The 19669-nt window shown below is 33.7% G+C and carries 19 protein-coding genes; 9 read left to right on the top strand and 10 right to left on the bottom strand.

The window, feature by feature from the left end; genetic code table 11:
- Entirely contained in the window at nucleotides 1-705 is a 705-nt protein-coding gene (locus H0V01_13385; protein ID MBA2584370.1) for a carboxypeptidase regulatory-like domain-containing protein, read from the bottom strand.
- Nucleotides 706-1567: 862 nt separating this feature from the next.
- Here H0V01_13385 and truA point away from each other — a divergent pair.
- The 3 genes from truA (at nucleotide 1568) to H0V01_13370 (ending at nucleotide 5254) form a co-directional block, all read left to right on the top strand.
- Nucleotides 1568-2317 (top strand): tRNA pseudouridine(38-40) synthase TruA, encoded by a 750-nt coding sequence (gene truA, locus H0V01_13380; protein ID MBA2584369.1) that lies wholly within the window; start codon nucleotides 1568-1570, stop codon nucleotides 2315-2317.
- Nucleotides 2314-4083 (top strand): ABC transporter ATP-binding protein, encoded by a 1770-nt coding sequence (locus H0V01_13375; protein MBA2584368.1) that lies wholly within the window; start codon nucleotides 2314-2316, stop codon nucleotides 4081-4083. The genes truA and H0V01_13375 overlap by 4 nt, the downstream gene beginning before the upstream one ends.
- A gap of 136 nt (nucleotides 4084-4219) precedes the next feature.
- Nucleotides 4220-5254: a hypothetical protein gene (locus H0V01_13370; protein MBA2584367.1), complete on the top strand. Its 1035-nt coding sequence runs from the start codon at nucleotides 4220-4222 to the stop codon at nucleotides 5252-5254.
- A gap of 80 nt (nucleotides 5255-5334) precedes the next feature.
- Here H0V01_13370 and uvrA read toward each other — a convergent pair whose 3' ends face one another.
- Nucleotides 5335-8187: an excinuclease ABC subunit UvrA gene (uvrA, locus tag H0V01_13365; GenBank protein MBA2584366.1), complete on the bottom strand. Its 2853-nt coding sequence runs from the start codon at nucleotides 8185-8187 to the stop codon at nucleotides 5335-5337.
- A 227-nt stretch (nucleotides 8188-8414) separates the two neighbouring features.
- Here uvrA and H0V01_13360 point away from each other — a divergent pair, with 227 nt between their 5' ends.
- The 6 genes from H0V01_13360 to H0V01_13335 all read left to right on the top strand — a co-directional run bounded on the left by H0V01_13360 (nucleotide 8415) and on the right by H0V01_13335 (nucleotide 12781).
- Nucleotides 8415-8996: a sigma-70 family RNA polymerase sigma factor gene (locus H0V01_13360; GenBank protein MBA2584365.1), complete on the top strand. Its 582-nt coding sequence runs from the start codon at nucleotides 8415-8417 to the stop codon at nucleotides 8994-8996.
- Between the two features lie 150 nt (nucleotides 8997-9146).
- Nucleotides 9147-9347 (top strand): hypothetical protein, encoded by a 201-nt coding sequence (locus tag H0V01_13355; protein MBA2584364.1) that lies wholly within the window; start codon nucleotides 9147-9149, stop codon nucleotides 9345-9347.
- 75 nt (nucleotides 9348-9422) lie between these two features.
- Nucleotides 9423-10091, top strand: coding sequence for an endonuclease III (gene nth / locus H0V01_13350; GenBank protein MBA2584363.1), 669 nt, complete (start codon nucleotides 9423-9425; stop codon nucleotides 10089-10091).
- Nucleotides 10092-10169: 78 nt separating this feature from the next.
- Entirely contained in the window at nucleotides 10170-10631 is a 462-nt protein-coding gene (gene bcp / locus H0V01_13345; protein ID MBA2584362.1) for a thioredoxin-dependent thiol peroxidase, read from the top strand.
- A 35-nt stretch (nucleotides 10632-10666) separates the two neighbouring features.
- The gene (recA, locus tag H0V01_13340) at nucleotides 10667-11704 is read left to right on the top strand and encodes a recombinase RecA (protein ID MBA2584361.1); all 1038 of its coding nucleotides are present in this window, start codon (nucleotides 10667-10669) and stop codon (nucleotides 11702-11704) included.
- 54 nt (nucleotides 11705-11758) lie between these two features.
- Nucleotides 11759-12781, top strand: a complete 1023-nt coding sequence (locus tag H0V01_13335; protein MBA2584360.1) for a tetratricopeptide repeat protein — start codon at nucleotides 11759-11761, stop codon at nucleotides 12779-12781.
- A 446-nt stretch (nucleotides 12782-13227) separates the two neighbouring features.
- Here H0V01_13335 and rplT read toward each other — a convergent pair whose 3' ends face one another.
- The 8 genes from rplT to H0V01_13295 all read right to left on the bottom strand — a co-directional run bounded on the left by rplT (nucleotide 13228) and on the right by H0V01_13295 (nucleotide 19665).
- Entirely contained in the window at nucleotides 13228-13572 is a 345-nt protein-coding gene (rplT, locus tag H0V01_13330) for a 50S ribosomal protein L20 (protein ID MBA2584359.1), read from the bottom strand.
- A gap of 76 nt (nucleotides 13573-13648) precedes the next feature.
- Nucleotides 13649-13849: a 50S ribosomal protein L35 gene (gene rpmI / locus H0V01_13325; GenBank protein MBA2584358.1), complete on the bottom strand. Its 201-nt coding sequence runs from the start codon at nucleotides 13847-13849 to the stop codon at nucleotides 13649-13651.
- A 21-nt stretch (nucleotides 13850-13870) separates the two neighbouring features.
- A complete protein-coding gene (locus H0V01_13320) occupies nucleotides 13871-14428 on the bottom strand; it encodes a translation initiation factor IF-3 (protein ID MBA2584357.1) in 558 nt (185 codons plus the stop codon).
- A gap of 18 nt (nucleotides 14429-14446) precedes the next feature.
- Nucleotides 14447-16387 carry a threonine--tRNA ligase gene (thrS, locus tag H0V01_13315; protein MBA2584356.1) on the bottom strand — a complete coding sequence of 647 codons (1941 nt, stop codon included), beginning with the start codon at nucleotides 16385-16387 and terminating at the stop codon, nucleotides 14447-14449.
- Between the two features lie 95 nt (nucleotides 16388-16482).
- Nucleotides 16483-16953 (bottom strand): hypothetical protein, encoded by a 471-nt coding sequence (locus H0V01_13310; GenBank protein MBA2584355.1) that lies wholly within the window; start codon nucleotides 16951-16953, stop codon nucleotides 16483-16485.
- Nucleotides 16954-17164: 211 nt separating this feature from the next.
- Nucleotides 17165-18112, bottom strand: a complete 948-nt coding sequence (locus tag H0V01_13305; protein MBA2584354.1) for a geranylgeranylglycerol-phosphate geranylgeranyltransferase — start codon at nucleotides 18110-18112, stop codon at nucleotides 17165-17167.
- 216 nt (nucleotides 18113-18328) lie between these two features.
- Nucleotides 18329-18859, bottom strand: a complete 531-nt coding sequence (locus H0V01_13300) for an HAD hydrolase family protein (GenBank protein ID MBA2584353.1) — start codon at nucleotides 18857-18859, stop codon at nucleotides 18329-18331.
- Between the two features lie 8 nt (nucleotides 18860-18867).
- On the bottom strand, nucleotides 18868-19665 hold the full coding sequence (locus H0V01_13295) for a DUF2520 domain-containing protein (GenBank protein ID MBA2584352.1): 798 nt from the start codon (nucleotides 19663-19665) through the stop codon (nucleotides 18868-18870).
- Nucleotides 19666-19669 lie beyond the last annotated feature (4 nt).

Here is a 19669-nt window from a genome sequence, read left to right as displayed (position 1 = left end):
TTATTTAGCTATAACTATATCTGGCATAACCACTACCTGGTTGTTTGCGGTTATTTTAACTTCTTTTAGAACAGGGATATTTGTTGAGGTTTGCATTTCCTTATCTTTTGAAAGAACGTAAATACTATAGGTGCCTTTTCTAAGGTTAGAAAATTCAAATGAACCATCATGTGAGGTTCTTATCCTTTTGCTAATTCCAAATTCTCTGCCATACACGGCAAATACATCTTCATCTGCAACATAAAAGGAATCAACAACAAAAGTAAAGGATGAGATGTATTTTTTCACAAACACTCTTCCTCTTATGGTAGAACTGCCATTGTTATCGGCCTTTTCATAAATAACAAGATCATCAAGTGTTATCTGCTGATTGTTTTTTGTTATTTCTACCGTTTGTATAACCGGTATTTCACTATCATCAGAAGCGGATGCCGGATTAAGGGAATATGTAAAAATGTTGTATGTGCCTTTTCTTAAATATGAAAATTTAAAACTACCATCAATCCCTGTCCGAGTATCATCATCAGGTATTTTTTCATCTCCATAAGTTATGTAAATTTTCTTGTCTGCTTCAATGTCATCTTCAGTATAAGGAGCTTCAGGAGAATGAAAATTTTTACTGAACAGTTTTCCCGAAATGCTAGCTCCTCCACCTTCTCCTGCATCCTTTTTGCAACTATAAAAAAATAGGACCAAAAGTGGCATGATAATTAAAATCTTGAACCAATATTTCATATGTATATAATTTGTTTTTTAATTGTCATATGGTAAAGCCAGGTTATATTCATTAGCGTTTGTGAACGGTTCGTGCATGGCTATTTCATATGTGTATAATTCGTCTTTTAATAGTCAAAGAGTATAACCATGTTATTCATAAGTAAAATGGCATTTCATAATTTTTTTCAACTTTTATACATTAACAGTTATATCCTTAAAATATTCTATCCGCTTTTTCCTCAATTTGTAATTATTTGATTTGGATTCCTTGGTGTTACCATAAACATAAAAATTTAACATTATTTCCTTATTTCGGTTATTAAATGAAACTCCTGCAATCTGATACTGATACTGATTCCTAATTACACCGTGCTTCATTTCTGCGATGACAGTCATTCCGGACGGAAAGTGGAATCTCTGACAAATTGGAAGAAAAGTAATTATAATCGAACTCAGGTTAATAAGTAAAATTTCGATGCTTTTTTCAATAGAAAAAAGCAAATTTAATAAAAATGAATGGTGATATGAAAATTCATTCGCATGCAATTAGAATAGCTGTATGAATAAAAATGAATAAAAATTAAATGTGTAAAAAAAACAAGACTTTTTGTAGTCTTGTTTTTAAGAAAAGAGCAATGGAAAATGGATTGTTAAATCAGTAAAAATCTTTTTATTTATTCACTCTTTTCCATTTTGATAATTACCTTTTTATCACTTTCTTGCTTGCCTAAATTCTGAAAAAATCTGTATAATAATTAAATTTTCAATAATTAATTAAAGAAAGAAAAATATACGCCCTTATTTCTTTAAGCTTTTAGTAATTTTGCATGTTCATTATTAAAAGCAAAAATTGCAGCGTTATTTTATTCAATTAGCATACAAGGGAACCAGGTATCACGGCTGGCAGATTCAGCAAAACGCACATTCAGTTCAGGCAGAACTTAATAATGCAATGACTTTGATATTTGAAGAAAAAATAGAATCAACAGGATGCGGAAGAACTGATACAGGTGTGCACGCCAGGGATTTTTACGCTCATTTTGATGCAGAAAGAGCAGATTTAATTCATCCCGATTTTACTTTCAAATTAAATAGACTTTTGCCTAAAGATATAGCTATAAAAAAAATTGTTAAAGTCGTGGAGCATTCGCATGCACGCTATGATGCAGTTTCCAGGACATATAAATATTATATTGTACAAAAAAAAGATCCATTTAATTTCGATACGGCTTATTATTATCCAGGATTATTGAATTTGGAACAAATGAATAGTGCATCAGCTCTGCTTTTTGATTATTCTGATTTTAGTTGCTTTTGCAAAACAGGTACACATGTAAAAACAAATGTTTGCAAAATAATAGATGCTAAATGGGCAAAACAGGATGATCACATTTTGTTTACCATTACAGCCGATCGTTTTTTAAGAAACATGGTAAGGGCAATTGTAGGAACAATGATTGACATTGGAAAAAATAAATTAACTACTGATGGTTTTAAAAAAATCATAGAGAATAAAGATCGTACTGCTGCGGGTTTTTCTGTTCCTGCTTGTGGATTGTTTTTAGATAAAGTTACCTATCCGGAGGGCTTGATGTTATGAGTAAAAGCGTTACTGGGAAAGCAGTAGATTTATTCCTGCTAAAAAGGGTGTTGAAATATGTAAAACCATACAATAGAACTTTTTTCCTTACTTGTTTTACTACAATTTTACTTGCTGTTTTAGCGCCTTTAAGACCATGGTTAATTAAATATACTTTTGATAATTTTATTTTACTTTCCAATGCCTCTGGTTTATTGACAATGACGCTAATTATGACTGCATTGCTGTTTGTAGAGGCAATTGTTCAATACAACAATACCTTTATGGCAAACTGGCTTGGGCAAACAGTTATAAAGGATTTAAGGGTAGATGTTTACAAACACCTTTTGAGTTTCAAATTAAAGTATTTTGATAGAACTCCAATAGGAACATTGGTAACACGCTCAATTTCTGATATTGAAACTATAGCTGATATTTTCTCCGAAGGTCTTTTGGTAATTATTGGTGACTTATTAAAGATCTTTGTAATTGTAGGGGTAATGTTTTTTCTCAATATTAAACTAACACTGATTAGTTTATCCGTGCTGCCTGTATTGATATTCAGTGCATGGGTTTTTAAAAATGCTATTAAATCTGCTTTTCAGGATGTAAGGACTCAGGTTGCAAATCTCAATGCATTTGTTCAGGAACATATTACAGGAATGAGCATTGTTCAAATATTCAATAGGGAAGAAACTGAGATGGACAAGTTTAAACACATCAATATGCGTCATCGTGATGCCAATATTAGATCTGTTTGGCATTATTCCGTGTTTTTGCCTGTTGTTGAAATTCTTTCCGCAGTTTCCATTGGTTTACTTATTTGGTGGGGAGCAAACTCGATTATTCGACAAGTAGAGGGTGTTACACTGGGAACATTAACGGCATTCATACTTTTCCTGCACATGCTTTTTAGGCCTATCCGTGAACTTGCTGATAAATTCAATGTCCTTCAAATGGGAATGGTAAGTTCCGAGCGGGTTTTTAAAGTGATGGATACTCACGCATATATTCAGGATACCGGTACAAATAGTATGGATAAGGTGCAGGGAAACATTGAATTTAATAATGTGTGGTTTGCATACAATGAGGAAGATTATGTTTTAAAGGGTGTTTCCTTTACCGCTAAAAAGGGAGAAACCCTTGCTTTGATTGGTTCTACAGGCTCAGGAAAAACATCCATTATAAATGTGCTTGGAAGGTTTTATGAATACCAGAAAGGCCAAATATTGGTTGATAATCAGGAACTAAAGGATTACAAGATTAGTTCAATCAGAGACAATATTGCTGTGGTATTACAGGATGTTTTTCTTTTTTCAGGTTCTGTTTTAAATAACATTACATTGAATAATCCGGATATAACCAGGGATGAGGTAATAGAAGCGGCCAAAATTGTAGGTGCTCATGATTTTATTATTAAACTCCCTGGTGGATATGATTTTAATGTAATGGAAAGGGGAGGAATGCTTTCAGTTGGTCAAAGGCAATTAATTTCCTTTATCAGGGCTTATGTTTACAATCCAAAAATATTGATTCTTGATGAGGCTACCTCCTCGGTTGATACAGGATCCGAACAGCTTATTCAATACGCTATTGATAAAATTACAGAAAATAGAACTTCCATAATAATTGCACACCGGCTTGCTACCGTGCAAAAGGCAGATAAAATTATAGTACTCTCCCAGGGGCAAATTGTAGAATCGGGAAGCCATCAAGAATTACTTAAAATTGATGGGCAATACAGAAAATTATTTGAACTTCAATTTAAAGGAACCTATAATGATTGATAAATAATTAGAAATAGTAGGGTATCTTTCTATAAAAGGTTTTAAATTTATATTTGATCCTTTTGCTTAATCCAAAATCCTCAAAGAACCAAAGATTAATATATCCTTTTAGATTACATCCAATACGTCCTAAATGATTAACAATATCTCCAAAAAAAAGCCCTATTATAAAATAAACGAAAGGCTTTTTCAATACCTTGATAAATACAAACGAGTTGTTAATTTAACCATTTATTACAATGATTTGCTTCAGTATGCTCAGGCTTTTCCTCTTATTGATAAATATGGCAAGGACACATTATGGGAAACTATATTTTATGATCCATACCGTAATGAGGAACTTAATACAGGATTAACCCAAATGTATTCATTGTTGAAAACCGATGGCGACATTTCTGTAATGGAACACCTTTATGTGGATCGCATTGACTTTTGCACTTTTGGAAATTCAAAACCCTTTAGAGTTAGAATAGTGAATCAGCTTAACGATAATTATGATTATTTCTATATTAAAAGGGCCGATGCTTCAAGGATCTATGGATTGGAACTTGAACACATGCTTTCTCCAAATCACATTAATTATTTTGTATCAAAAGAAACACTTATAGAGGAACACATTGCAGGAATTCCAGGAGATAATTTTATCCTTGAATATTTAGTTACCGAAAGAGTGAATAAAGTAAGGATTGCCAAAGAATTTGTGAAATTCAATGAGCGCTGTTTTGTCCGGCTTTTAGGTGACATGCGTTCCTACAATTATGTAATTGACATTACCCCCGATTTTGAAGATGAACAATACCGCATAAGGGCCATCGATTTTGACCAGCAATCCTATGAGGGAAGAAAAAGCCTTTATTTGCCCCAGTTTTATAAGGAAAATAGCGAACTGGTAAAACTTTGCTCCGAACTTCTGAACCCTCAAACAATTAAGCAATATCAATTTGAAGAAAGAACATTGATTGGAAAAAGGCTTCAATCAAACCGTTACCGAATGAAGGATTTAATGGATAATTTAAACCTGGATACAATCTCATCTAAAGAGAAAATAGTTCAACTCAGGGAAGAGTTATCAAAACAACATGAATCCAAAATGTTTCTAAAATGCAATTCCATGGCTGAAATATTGCGCTTAAACATTAAGATTGTTTTAAACAAACCAGCCCCGTTTTAATAGCCTGTTTAAATAATTAAAAAACTGCAGTTCAATTTTTCTTTATTTTGATACCCTTTCAAATGAAAAAGAATTCTGAATTAATTCACCTTTTCAGGTATTTTGCCTTTCAAAAATTTACCGGTATACGATCCCTCACAATGAACTAAGTCCTCAGGAGTTCCTTGGAATATTAATTCTCCTCCCTTGTTTCCTCCTTCAGGCCCCAAATCAATAATCCAATCTCCTGATTTAATGATTTCCACATTATGCTCAATCACTACCAGTGAATGTCCTTTTTCAATTAAGGCGTTAAAGGCAGTTAACAATTTTTTAATATCGTGAAAATGCAAACCAGTAGTTGGTTCATCAAAAATGAAAAGAGTAGGGGAGGCCGATGTTCCCAAACTCAAAAAAGAGGCAAGCTTAATTCTCTGGGCCTCGCCACCGCTCAAAGTATTGGAGGATTGCCCCAAATGAACATAACCTAAACCAACTTCTTGCAAAGGCTTTAGTTTTTCCACCACTTTTCTTTCAAAAGTACTTTCTTTTGGGTTTTCTTTATTCATGTTTGATGCGAAAAAGTCAATGGCATCATCCACAGTCATATCAAGTACATCAGAAATGTTTTTTCCCTGGAATTCAATTTCAAGAATTTCATCTTTAAATCTTTTTCCCTTACAAGTCTCGCAAACAAGATGAATGTCTGCCATAAACTGCATTTCTATTTTCACTTCGCCCTCTCCATCACACACATCGCATCTTCCGCCCTCAACATTAAAAGAAAAATGCGAGGGTTTGTAGCTCTTGTTTTTAGCAAGCGGAATATTGGCAAATAAAGCCCTGATTTCATCATATGCCTTAACATAGGTTACCGGATTCGACCGGGTTGATTTTCCAATTGGATTTTGATCTATAAACTCTACAGCCTCAACAGCCCGGATGTTTCCTTCGATCTTATCGTGATTTCCTGTTTTTTCTCCATAACCACTATGCATTTTTTTTAAAGCAGGATATAATATTTTTTTAACCAATGTGCTCTTGCCTGATCCGCTTACTCCTGTAATGACTGTTAGTGTATGCAAAGGGATTTTTACATCAATGTTTTTCAGGTTGTTTTCCCTGGCCCCTTTAATTTCAATAAACCTTGTCCAGGTTCTTCTTCTTTCAGGAATGGAGATAAAATCTTTTCCTGTTAAATACCTTGCTGTAAGGCTTTTTTCCTCTACAAGAATATCCTGATGGTTTCCTTGAAAAATCAATTCTCCTCCAAGGCTTCCTGCTAATGGTCCCATATCAATTAACTGATCTGCTGCTTTCATTATCTCCTCATCATGTTCCACTACAATTACGGTATTTCCAGCATTTTTCAATGCTATCAAAACTTCAATCATTCTGTGAGTATCTCTGGGGTGAAGTCCTATACTAGGCTCATCAAGAATATACATTGATCCAACAAGACTACTTCCAAGAGAAGTAGCTAAATTGATCCTCTGTGATTCACCCCCCGAAAGTGTGTTTGATAAACGGTTAAGGGTTAGGTAACCAAGCCCAACCTTATCCATGAATTTAAGCCTGTTGTTAATTTCAATTAATAATCGACTTGCTACCTGAGTATCATATTCATTCAGTTTAATTTTTTTAAAAACTTCAATTACATCTTCAATTGGTAATAAAACAATATCAATAATTGAATAATTATCCACTTTAACGTAAGATGCATCCTTTCTTAATCTAGTTCCCAGGCATTCAGGGCATATTGCTTTCCCCCTGAATCTAGATAACATTACCCTATACTGAATCTTATAACTTTGTTCTTCAAGAAATTTGAAAAAATCATTTAATCCCTGGAAATATTTATTTCCATTCCAAATGAGTTGAATTTCTTTTTTTGAGAGTTCATAATAAGGCCTGTGAATTGGAAAATCGAATTTGCTGCTACAATGGATTAGTTTTTCTTTCCATTCCTTCATTTTCTCCCCTTTCCAGCAAACAATAGCATCTTCAAAAACCGATAAACTTTTATCAGGAATTACTAGATCTTCATCAATTCCGATAATGCTTCCAAAGCCCTCACAGGTTTTACATGCACCAATAGGATTGTTAAAACTAAAGAAATGTACTGTTGGCTCCTCAAAGATGATTCCATCAGCCTCGAAACGGTTATTGAATGAATGCATTTTAGTTTCTCCCCCCTCCAAAAACATTTCCACCATACATTCTCCCGCGCCTTCAAAAAAGGCAGTTTGAACCGAATCGGCAATTCTTACCTTGTTTTCATCATTTTCCTTTTGAACAGAAAAACGATCCACTAAAATAAGTACCTGATCTTTTTCACTGGCAGTGGATGAAAGGAAGTCTTCAATGGTTATAATTTCATCCTTATGTTTAATCCTGGTTATTCCCTGCTGCAATAAAACCTTAAGGTGTTCTTTTATTTTTCTACCCGCAGGAATAACAGGAGGAGCGTAAAGGGCTACTTTAGTGTTTTCTGGAAATGAATTAATAACATCCACCACATCCATAGCAGAATCCCTTTTTACTACTTTGCCTGATACTGGAGAGTATGTTTTTCCTATTCTTGAAAACAAAAGTTTTAAATAATCGAAAATTTCTGTAGTTGTTCCAACCGTTGATCTTGAGCTTCTTGTAATTACTTTTTGTTCAATGGCAATAGCGGGCGAAATTCCTTTTATGTAATCAACATCAGGCTTGTCTATTTTTCCCAAAAACTGCCTGGCATAGCTGGAAAGGCTCTCCACATAGCGCCTTTGGCCCTCGGCAAACAAAGTGTCAAAGGCCAGGGAGGATTTACCCGAGCCGGATAAACCGGTAATAACAATAAATTTATTGCGGGGCAGGGCAATAGACACATTCTTGAGGTTGTGAACCCTGGCACCCTTTATAATGATGAATTTTTTAGGATCTAATGAACTTATATCTTGTTTTGGCATAGATTTAGCAATAGTTGTAGCAAATAATTTGCAAAAATATAATTAATAAGGCAATAAAAACAAAAAGAATAATCAGTAAAAATTCTGATTATTGTGTTATTTAAAAAAATTATATTAAATTTGTCAATTAATATAACGAAAAAAATACATTTAATTTCACTTTAAACCAAAAACTATCGAGTAAACAGCTACCTTTTATTCACAAATTATAAAAAAGGGAGGTCAAAATGAGTCAGCAATTAAATGACCATGAACTCGTAAGTCAGTATTTAAGTGGAAATGAAAATGCCCTTGAGACGCTAATCAGCAGACACAAAAGCAAAATCTATTCCTACATATTACAAATAGTTAAAGATCATCAACTCGCAGAGGATGTTTTTCAGGATACTTTTTTCAAGGTAATTAACACCTTGCGCAAAGGAAATTATAACGAAGAGGGGAAATTCCTTCCCTGGGTTCTTCGTATTGCGCATAATCTGGTTATTGACCATTTCAGAAAAAACAAGAGAATGCCAGTAGTTGACGGTGGTGAGGATTTTGACATATTTGATATTTTACCTTTAAAACAGGGTAATATTGAAGATAAATTAATCAAGGATCAGATCCATGAGGATGTTAGAAAACTTATTCAATATCTTCCACCCGATCAGAAAGAAGTGTTAATGTTAAGACATTATAGTGATATGAGCTTTAAAGAAATAGCTGATCTTACTAATGTTAGTATAAATACTGCGCTAGGAAGAATGAGATACGCTTTGATTAATTTAAGAAAACTTATTGCGGAAAAGGACATAATTCTTACCAGGTAAAAGTATTTATTACTGGATTGAATCTACACGGATAGGCCTGACTGGTGCGCAAATAGGCTGTTTTATAAAAAAAAGATTTTTTAAGTGAAATAATTTTTACTATCTTCACGTTAGCTAAAAAAATCATATTTATAAACCTCTAAAGTGCCTATGAGCCAAACCTACAATTTAAAAGATCTTTTATCATTTATTGAAGACGATGCTCTTCTTGAAGAGTTAATTAATGGTGCAGATTTTGAACATGGCCCTCAGCCTTCATCTTTTGCAATCAGCAATATTTTAAATTATTCTAAGGTTTTGAGTGTTTCAGGATCTGAATATTGTAAAAATATTGAAATGGTTCTTAATTAATTCTTTTTTATTAAAAGATTAACCTCTGCACTTTTAGTGCGGAGGTTTTTTATTTTTGTACCTTTCTATTCTACAATGACCAAAACAGAACGTTTTAAAAAAGTATTGGAATATTTTGCCCAGCACAATCCTGAGGCTGAAACAGAGTTGCGCTATTCCAGCGCTTTTGAACTACTTGTAGCAGTAATTCTATCTGCTCAATGTACCGACAAAAGAATAAATATTGTTACTCCTTCTTTGTTTAAACGTTTTCCTGATCCACAAACTCTTGCTGCCTCATCCCAAGAGGAGGTTTTTGATTACATTAAAAGCATAAGTTATCCTAACAATAAAGCCAAGAGCCTTATTGGTATGGCCAGAATGCTTTGTGAAGAATTTAATGGAATTATTCCCTCGGAAATTGATGCCTTGCAAAAATTGCCCGGAGTTGGCAGAAAAACTGCAAATGTTATTGCCTCAGTTGTATTTAATAAACCCGCCCTTGCTGTAGACACTCATGTTTTCAGAGTATCAGCCCGATTAGGGCTCACTGTTAATGCGCGAACTCCTCTTGAAACAGAAAGGCAGCTTGTTAAATACATCCCCGAATCTCAAATTGCTGTTGCTCATCATTGGTTGATTTTACATGGAAGATATGTTTGTATAGCCCGAAAACCCAAATGTTTAATATGTCCGCTAACTGCCTACTGCAAATACTATCAGAAAAATAGTTCTGTTTTGCCAGATAAAATTACCAATACTTAATTTGTTCAAAAAAAAATAATTTCACTGAAGTTTTTTGTCAAATATTATGTTTACTTTGTAGGATAGAGAAATAAACTTATGACACATTTAAAACAAGGTGATAAAGCTCCCGATTTCACAGGGGTTGATCAGGATGGGAACCTTGTTTCTTTAAGTGATTTTAAAGACAAAATGCTTGTTTTGTATTTTTATCCCAAAGACAATACCCCTGGATGTACTCTTCAAGCTTGCAATTTGAGGGATAATTATTCTGTTTTAAAAAGTAAAGGGATCAGTATATTAGGTGTAAGTGCTGATTCTGAGGAAAAACACAGAAAATTTATTGAAAAATATGACCTGCCGTTTCCTTTACTTGCAGATACCGACAAAAAAATCTGTAAAGCTTATGGTGTATGGGGAGAAAAGAAATTTATGGGAAAAGTGTTTGATGGAATTCATCGTAGCACCTTTCTAATTGATGAAAACAGCTTGATTAGGGCTCTAATTACCAAAGTGACAACTAAAAATCATACAGAACAAATCCTATCAATACTAAATTAAAATAATAATTGTTACATATAAATACCTGAACCTATATGAGTAAAGAAAAAGAAACAAAAGACGTGAATAAAGAAATTAACAAGGAGAAGTATAAAGCACTTCAATTAACTTTAGATAAGTTGGAAAAAACATATGGCAAAGGTGCCATTATGAAACTTGGAGATTCAGCCATTGAAAATGTAGAGGTAATATCCACAGGTTCATTGACACTTGATCTTGCATTAGGGATTGGTGGATTTCCAAAGGGAAGAGTTATTGAGATTTATGGCCCTGAATCATCTGGTAAAACAACCCTGGCCATTCACGCTATTGCCCAGGCCCAGAAGAATGGTGGAATAGCTGCCTTTATAGATGCAGAACATGCATTTGACAGAGTATATGCTCACAATTTAGGTGTTGACACAGATAACCTGCTAATTTCTCAACCAGATAATGGGGAGCAAGCACTTGAAATCACTGAAAACCTTATCCGATCAGGAGCTATTGATATTATTGTAATTGACTCTGTAGCCGCATTAACACCAAAAAGTGAAATAGAAGGGGAGATGGGTGATTCTAAAATGGGCTTACAAGCAAGATTGATGTCACAGGCATTGAGAAAATTAACCGCCACTATAAGCAGGACAGGTTGCTGTTGCATATTTATCAATCAATTAAGGGAAAAGATCGGTGTAATGTTTGGTAATCCTGAAACTACAACGGGTGGAAATGCACTTAAGTTTTATGCTTCTGTAAGACTTGATATAAGAAGAATAGGCCAAATTAAAGATGCCGATAATGTAATTGGGAACAGAACAAGAGTAAAAGTTGTAAAAAACAAAGTTGCTCCACCTTTTCGTCAGGCTGAATTTGACATTTTATATGGAGAAGGAATTTCAAAGGTTGGAGAAATTATTGATATTGGTGTTGAGCAAAATATTATAAAGAAAAGTGGATCATGGTTCAGTTATGGAGATACCAAACTTGGACAGGGAAGAGATGCTGTTAAGAATTTATTGCTGGATAACCTTGAGCTTGCCGAGGAATTGGAAATGAAAATTAAAGCTGTTTTATATAAAGTACCGGTTAATTAAAAAATCAAATTCTGCCGGCTTATCCCAAAACAGGTAAGCCGGCTTTTTTTTATTATGTACAATCCAAAGATTTTACTCGTTTTTATTTGTTCTTTTTTGCTTTTTTCATGTGTTCAAAAAGAGCAGGAAGAAAAAATTGAAGATGTTGTTGTTGCTGTTTCTGCAGATTCCGCCCTTGTTTTTATTAATGAAAAAATAAAGAAAAACCCCAATGATCCCAAGCTCTATCATGAGCGGGCAAAGTACTTTTTGCAAACAAATGGCAATATAGATGCTGCGCTTTCTGATATGTCCAGGCTTTTTAAGCTTGATAGCTCAAAGGCAGAATATTTTGTTACTCTTTCCGACTTGTATTTTACAAAAGGTCTTGCCGGAAATGTGAAGGCAGCCTTAGAAAAGGCGCTTGAGCTAGAGCCTGAAAATATTGATGCACGTATGAAATTGGCAGAACTGCATTTATATTTAAAAAATTACAAGGAATCAATTGGAAACATCGATAAAATTTTAAGAATAGACAAGTATAATGCGAAGGCTTATTTTATTAAGGGAATGGCTTTTAAGGAATCCGGAGATACTGCCAAGGCTGTTTCAAGCTTTCAAACTACTGTTGAGCAGGATCCTGATTATTACCACGCTTATATGCAACTGGGGCTTTTATTTGCAACCCAAAAAAACAAACTTGCTCTTGATTACTATAACAATGCATTAAAAGTAACACCCAATAGTATTGAGGCTTGGTATGCAGCAGGAGTTTTTTGCCAGGAAAACAACATGCATAAGAAAGCGATTGAATCTTATTTCAATATTTTGGAAATAGACACTGAACATGTCTATGCTCATTATAACCTTGGTTATGTTCATTCTGAATATCTTAAAGAGTATAAAACAGCAATTGATCATTTTAGTAATGCCTTATCTTTTAAGCCTTCCTATTATGAGGCTTTATACATGCGCGGTTATTGTTATGAGCGCTTGGGGGATTTTCCTAAAGCGCTGGAAAATTATGATTTAGCATTGAAAATCAATCCTGATTATTATTTGGCTTATATTGGAAAAAGCAGAGTAAAAAAGAATTAATGTTCTTTTTTATTTGTTTTCATACAAAAAACGGGAATAAATAATTTTCACACAAAGAGAAATAGAATTAACCGGATTTTTCGCTTTTTTTTATTTCGGAATTATATTTGCATTTTCACGCAAAGAGCACAAAGAAAAAAAGACGCAAAGGTCGCTAAGATATTGCAAATTCAACCATCTAAAAATAAAGTCAAATATTAAGTAATCAGTCCTTGATTTCTTATTAACTATACGATTTTCACGCAAAGAGCGCAGAGAAAAAATGTGCAAGTCCGCTAATATGTTTTCACACAAAAAGTGAAGAATAATAGTTTTCACGTAAAAAGCGCACCGAGAAAAATGGATCAAGCCAGAAAAATGCAAAGACCGCTAAGCAGAAAAAATGATGCAATAAAAAAGGGAATCCTAAAATTAGGATTCCCTTTTTTGTTATTTGATATATGATTTTACTTTACAGAATCTACAACGCTTTTAAAAGCAATTGGATGGTTCATTGCTAAATCAGCAAGTACTTTTCTGTTAAGGTTAATTCCTTTTGCATGAACTTTACCCATAAATTCAGAATAAGACATACCGTGTTCTCTTACTCCTGCATTAATTCTTTGGATCCACAGTCCTCTGAAAGTTCTCTTTTTTGCTTTTCTATCGCGATATGCGTAAGTTAAACCTTTTTCTAAAGTATTTTTAGCAACAGTCCAAACATTTTTTCTTGCACCGAAATAACCTCTGGTTAATTTTAATATTTTTTTTCTGCGGGCTCTAGAAGCCACCGTATTGACCGATCTTGGCATAATTTATTGGTTTTTTGATAAGCAGCGTTCTCATTTTCAGAGAATCTTTGTTGCTGAATACCTGGTTAATAATTTTTTATTTACCTATACAAAGCAAAAGCTTGATGTTCCCCTGATCTGCATCATGTACCATTGTGAAACCAGTAAGATTTCTTTTTCTTTTGGTAGATTTTTTAGTAAGGATGTGGTTTTTAAAAGCTTGCTTTCTTTTAAGTTTTCCAGAGCCGGTTAGTCTAAACCTTTTCTTAGCACTGGAATTTGTTTTCATCTTTGGCATTTCCGTGGATATATTTAATTGTTATTTAATTTTCTTTTTAGGTGCTAAAAATATAATCATTCTTTTGCCCTCGAGTGCAGGCATACTTTCAACTTTTCCGAATTCTTCAAGGGCCTGGGCAAACTTTAAAAGTAAAACTTCGCCTTGTTCCTTATAAATAATCGATCTTCCTTTAAAAAACACAAAAGCCTTCACTTTTGCTCCTTCTTCCAAAAATTTTATGGCATGATTTAGTTTGAAATTAAAATCATGGTCATCCGTATTGGGCCCAAAACGTATTTCCTTTACAACTATTTTAGATGCTTTGGCTTTTATTTCCTTGGCCTTCTTTTTAAGTTCATAAAGGAATTTTTTATAATCAACTACTTTACAAACTGGAGGGGTAGCATTGGGAACAATTTCTACTAAATCAAGATCCATTTCCTTGGCTATTTCTAATCCTTTTTCAAGTGAAACAACCTCAGTTTCTACATTATCTCCTACTAACCTGATCTCCCTGGCTCTGATTTTCTCGTTTATTTTATGCGCTTCTTCTTTTTTTTGAAACCTTGGCCGCACAAACCTATTATCTGTTGCTATAAATTAATCCTCCTTAAATTAAAATGTTACTAATTTGTTTTCTATTTCTTTATTTAATAAATCCTTAAATCCTTCAACTGTAAAAGTACCTAAGTCTCCTTCAACGTGTTTTCTTACTGCAATGGTATTCTCATTGACTTCTTTTTCTCCCAAAATCAGCATATAAGGGACTTTTTTCATTTCAGTGTCTCTTATTTTCTTGCCTATTTTCTCATTCCTGTCATCAACAAAGCCGCGAATATCGTAATTTTTTAACACATTTAAAAGATTTTTTGCATTATCGTTGTATTTCTCACTGATAGGGAGTATTGCAACCTGGTCTGGTGTGAGCCAAATAGGAAAATTTCCGGCACAATGTTCAATCAGAACCGCAACAAATCTTTCCAGGGAACCAAATGGAGCCCGATGTATCATTACCGGACGGTGTTTTTTATTGTCACTTCCGGTATATTCCAGTTCAAAACGCTCTGGGAGATTATAATCCACCTGAATTGTACCTAACTGCCACTTTCTTCCCAAAGCATCCTTTACCATAAAATCGAGTTTGGGGCCGTAGAAGGCCGCCTCTCCATATTCCACAACCGTGCTTAGTCCTTTTTCTGCAGCAGCTTCTATAATTGCAGATTCTGCTTTTTCCCAATTCTCATCGCTTCCTATATATTTACTTCTGTTGATTTTATCCCGAAGTGATATTTGTGCGGTATAATCAGGAAAATCAAGTGCTTTAAATACATAAAGCACTAAATCAATTACTTTAATAAATTCTTCTTTTACTTGCTCGGGCATGCAAAACAAGTGAGCATCATCTTGTGTAAATCCCCTTACCCTTGTTAAGCCATGCAACTCACCGCTTTGTTCATACCGGTAAACTGTCCCAAATTCAGCATAGCGAACAGGAAGGTCTTTATAGGATCTTGGTTTACTTTTATAGATTTCACAGTGATGGGGGCAATTCATGGGCTTTAAATAAAACTCTTCACCCTCTTGTGGTGTTTTTATTGGTTGAAATGAATCAGCCCCGTATTTTTCATAATGACCGGAAGTTACATATAAATTTTTATGGCCAATGTGAGGAGTAATTACCGGTTCATAACCAGCTTTTAGTTGCGCTTTTTTAAGGAAATTCTCCAGTCTTTCGCGCAGTGCTGCTCCTTTGGGAAGCCATAATGGCAGACCCATTCCTACTTTTTCACTAAAAGTGAAAAGCTCGAGTTCCTTACCTAATTTGCGGTGATCTCTTTTCTTTGCCTCTTCCAATAAAATCAAGTACTCATCCAGTTCCTTTTGTTTAGGAAAAGTAATACCATAAATACGGGTTAATTGTTTTCTTTTTTCGTCTCCTCTCCAATAAGCACCTGCAATGTTCAATAATTTTATTGCCTTAATAAAACCAGTATCTGGAATATGAGGACCTTTGCATAAATCAGTAAAATTTCCCTGGGAATAAAAGGTAATATCTCCGTCATTTAAACCTTCAAGAAGTTCTAATTTATATTCATCCTTTTTTTTCTTGAAAAATTCTACGGCCTCTTTTTTTGAAATTTCTTTTCGTTCAAATTTATTTTTTTGCCTGGCAAGTTCAAGCATTTTATCTTCAATTTTTTTGAAATCATCCGATGAAATGTTTTGACCTTCCAAATCCACATCATAATAAAAACCATTTTCAATTGGGGGGCCTATTCCAAATTTAACTCCAGGGTAAATTGTTTCAAGTGCCTCCGCTAAAAGGTGGGCAGATGAATGCCACATTGCATTCTTTCCTTCCTGATCATTCCATGTTAACAGCTTTAAGGATGAATCTTTATGAATAGGTCTTGTTGCGTCCCAAACTTCATTTTCGACTTTAGCAGCAAGTACATTGCGTGCCAATCCCTCACTAATTGAAGCTGCAATTTCCAGGGCAGTAATGCCTTCTTTATATTCTCTTATTGAGCCGTCAGGTAGGGTTATGTTAATCATTATAATCTGCGGAGTATTTTATATTATTGATTGCGATAATTAAATGAATAAATGATCCGGATCATTATTCTTTATTAAGTAATAAAAAGTATCTATTATTTCTTTGTTTGATAACCAATCATCAGTACCATACAACCTTCACTTTTTGTTTCTGGATTTTCATTAGCAGGTATTGTATATTCAATATAGTAGTTACCGGATTTTGGGGGATCAAAGAAAAGAGGATTTTCACTTTTTGATGATGTTTCAAAAATAAGTTTTCGTGATTTAAAGTTTTTTCTTTTATCGTAAATACTGATTTTAATGTCTTGAGTGAGATTTAACGAAGGACAAAAAACAAGTCTGTATTCCTGTCCTTCGTAAACTGTAAATTCAATATCAATCATTTTTGATTTATCATCAATAATAAAATCATTAACAGCAGCACCAGAATATTTATAGGGCTGAAGTTTGGTTTTTGATGATTTTACGATTTCCTTTGATTTACACTGAGAAAATCCAGTATTTACAGTAAAAGGAGAAAAAAAAGCAGTAGAAATTAATGCGAAGCGAATAATATTTTTCATATGTATATAATTTGTTTTTTAACTGTCATCCCGATTTATCGGGATAGCCAGGTTATATTCATTGCTGTTTGTGAATGGTTTGTGCATGGCTATTTCATATGTATATAATTTGTTTTTAACTGTCATCCCGATTTATCGGGATAGCCAGGTTATCTTCATTAGCGTTTGTGCATGGTTTGTGCATGGCTATTTCATATGTTGTGTAATTGGTTTAATTTAAAATCATAAATATTATTACTGAATACAATATGCCAAGGAGCATAATGAGTTTGGTGAAACTGCTGGCAGCATGAAAATCTTCAGGGGTTGTGGCTTGTTTTAATCTGAATACCAGATAAATAGTAGGCAGTTGAATTGCCAGTAAAATATACATGAAAGATAAAATATCACTGTTTTTCAATTGCCAGAATTGAAGAAATCCGAGCAAAATAATAGTAAATAAAATTACCGTCATTACAAGTGTTTTTGCTTTATTTATCCCATACAATATTGGCAGAGTGTTTAATCCAAAAGCTTTATCCCCGTTGTAATCTTCAATATCCTTTATTATTTCCCTGATTAGGGTGAACAAAAATGCAAAAATGGAAAAGCCTGCAGGAAAATAAAACAGGAAATTGAAATTGGTTTGTGTTTCTATTAAAATATCTGAATAGGCATTATTTAATGGAGGAATCTCAAATAAGGGTACAATCACGGGAACCAAGGCTGAAAGGATGGCAACAATAAAATTACCGGTAAAGGGAAGCCTTTTAAAATCAGTGGAGTAGAACCACAAAAGGCCTGAAGAAATAAAATGAACAAATCCCAATTTATACATCCCTGCTTTATAACCTACGTAAAAACCAAGAAATATACCTATAAGACTTAAAAATATATGAGAAACTATTGCTACCCTTCGTTTAATGGTTTTTCCCACAACTACATTTTCAGGACGATTGATGCGATCTATTTTTGTATCAAAATAATCATTGATAATATATCCTCCCCCTGCAATAAGCATTGTTGACAAAACCAAAAGAAAAAAATCAAAATGACTTAATTGCAAATCAATATGTGACAATGCTAACATTGGCTTTAATATCAGATACCTTACTAGATACTGGATAAGTGCAATGATTAGCAGGTTAGGCCAACGGATTAATTTAAAAAATGGAATCATTGTATTAAAGATAATAAACTTTGGCTTTCCTTTTGGTTTTTAAGTGTATAAAATATATCCTCTTTCAAGTATATTCTCTGATAAAAATCCATAAAAATAAGATTGAATTAAAAGGAGCTAATTTGGAAAATGGAATAGAAAGGGGAAAAATTTTAAATCAACAGAAATTACTTTTGCATTTATTAAGGAGAAATGCTTAAATGACTTAAGATAGGATTAAATTATACTTTTTACTGAAGCTTCATGTTGCCATTTACCCTGAACCTTTAGAACCTGTTCAATTACATCTCTAACACAACCTTGCCCACCATTTAAATGAGAAACATAGGCAGAAATTTCTTTTATTTCAGGAGCTGAATCGTTTGGACAAGCAGCTATTCCTGCCATAAGCATAACCTCATAATCAGGCATATCATCACCCATGTAAAGAATGTGTTTTTTTTTCAAATCATTATCATAAATATAATCCTCTAATTTGTCTGCCTTATCTGAAATATTTAAATAAATATCATTTATTCCCAGCCCCTTTAATCTTTGCTTTACCATTTCACATTTTCCACCCGTAATAATGCAAATTTTATATCCTTTTTTAATGGCCAGCTGCAAGGCATAACCATCTTTAATATTCATTCTGCGCGCTTGTTCTCCTGTAGGCAGAAGTATAACATTGCCATCTGTTAAAACACCATCCACATCAAATACAAAAGTGGTGATATCTTTCATAAGGATTTTAAAATTAACTTCCATATCTAGGCTTATTTCTGATGTGAATTTAAAATATTTCCGGTAATTACTCTATATATTTCCTGGTAATTTATTTCGTTTTGTAATAATTCCATGTGCTTTTCAATTGTTTTAAGATCACTTCTTACTGCTGGACCAGTTTGAACTTCAAGTGGAGTATTTGATTTAACCTTTTCAATGGTTTGAACAATTAAGGGATATAAAATGGAAAAATCAATTTCTTCTTTTTTTAATAAATCAGCAGCAATAGCAAAAAGATGGTTGGAGAAATTACAAGCAAAAACAGCTGCTAAGTGAATAACCTGTCGTTGTTTTGAATTTATCAGCCTCACATCATCTGAAAGGGTATTGGCAAGCTGTAAAATTGAATTCAGGGAATATTCATTACTTGCCTCTGTACATAATGGTATGTGTTTAAAGGATATTTTTTTAATTTTTTTGTTGAATGTTTGAATGGGATATAAAACCCCGCAATGCTCAAATTTTTCACTCAACAGGCCCATAGAAACACTCCCGGAAGTATGTATTACAATTCCCTTCACAACAGGAATCTTACTAACGGATTCGTTTATTACATCATCCTTTAGGCAGATAAAATAATAATCCGAATCTTTTTTTATACTCGTAAAACTGGTTATTGGCTCTGCTTTAAGGGCTTTTGCAAGTATATTGGCAGAATTTTGGGTTTTACTGTAAACCTGGGCTATTTTAAAACCTTTTCCATAAAGGCATTTACCCAGATGAGTTGCCAGATTTCCGGCTCCGATCAAAACAATTTCCGGGAAATTTGCTGAAGCCTTTTTACTCATCGTT

The sequence above is a fragment of the Bacteroidota bacterium genome (genome assembly GCA_013696965.1).
Taxonomy (GTDB): Bacteria; Bacteroidota; Bacteroidia; order JACCXN01; family JACCXN01; genus JACCXN01.
Note: the sequence above shows the minus strand (reverse complement) of the source record. Positions and strands in the feature narration are given on the sequence as shown.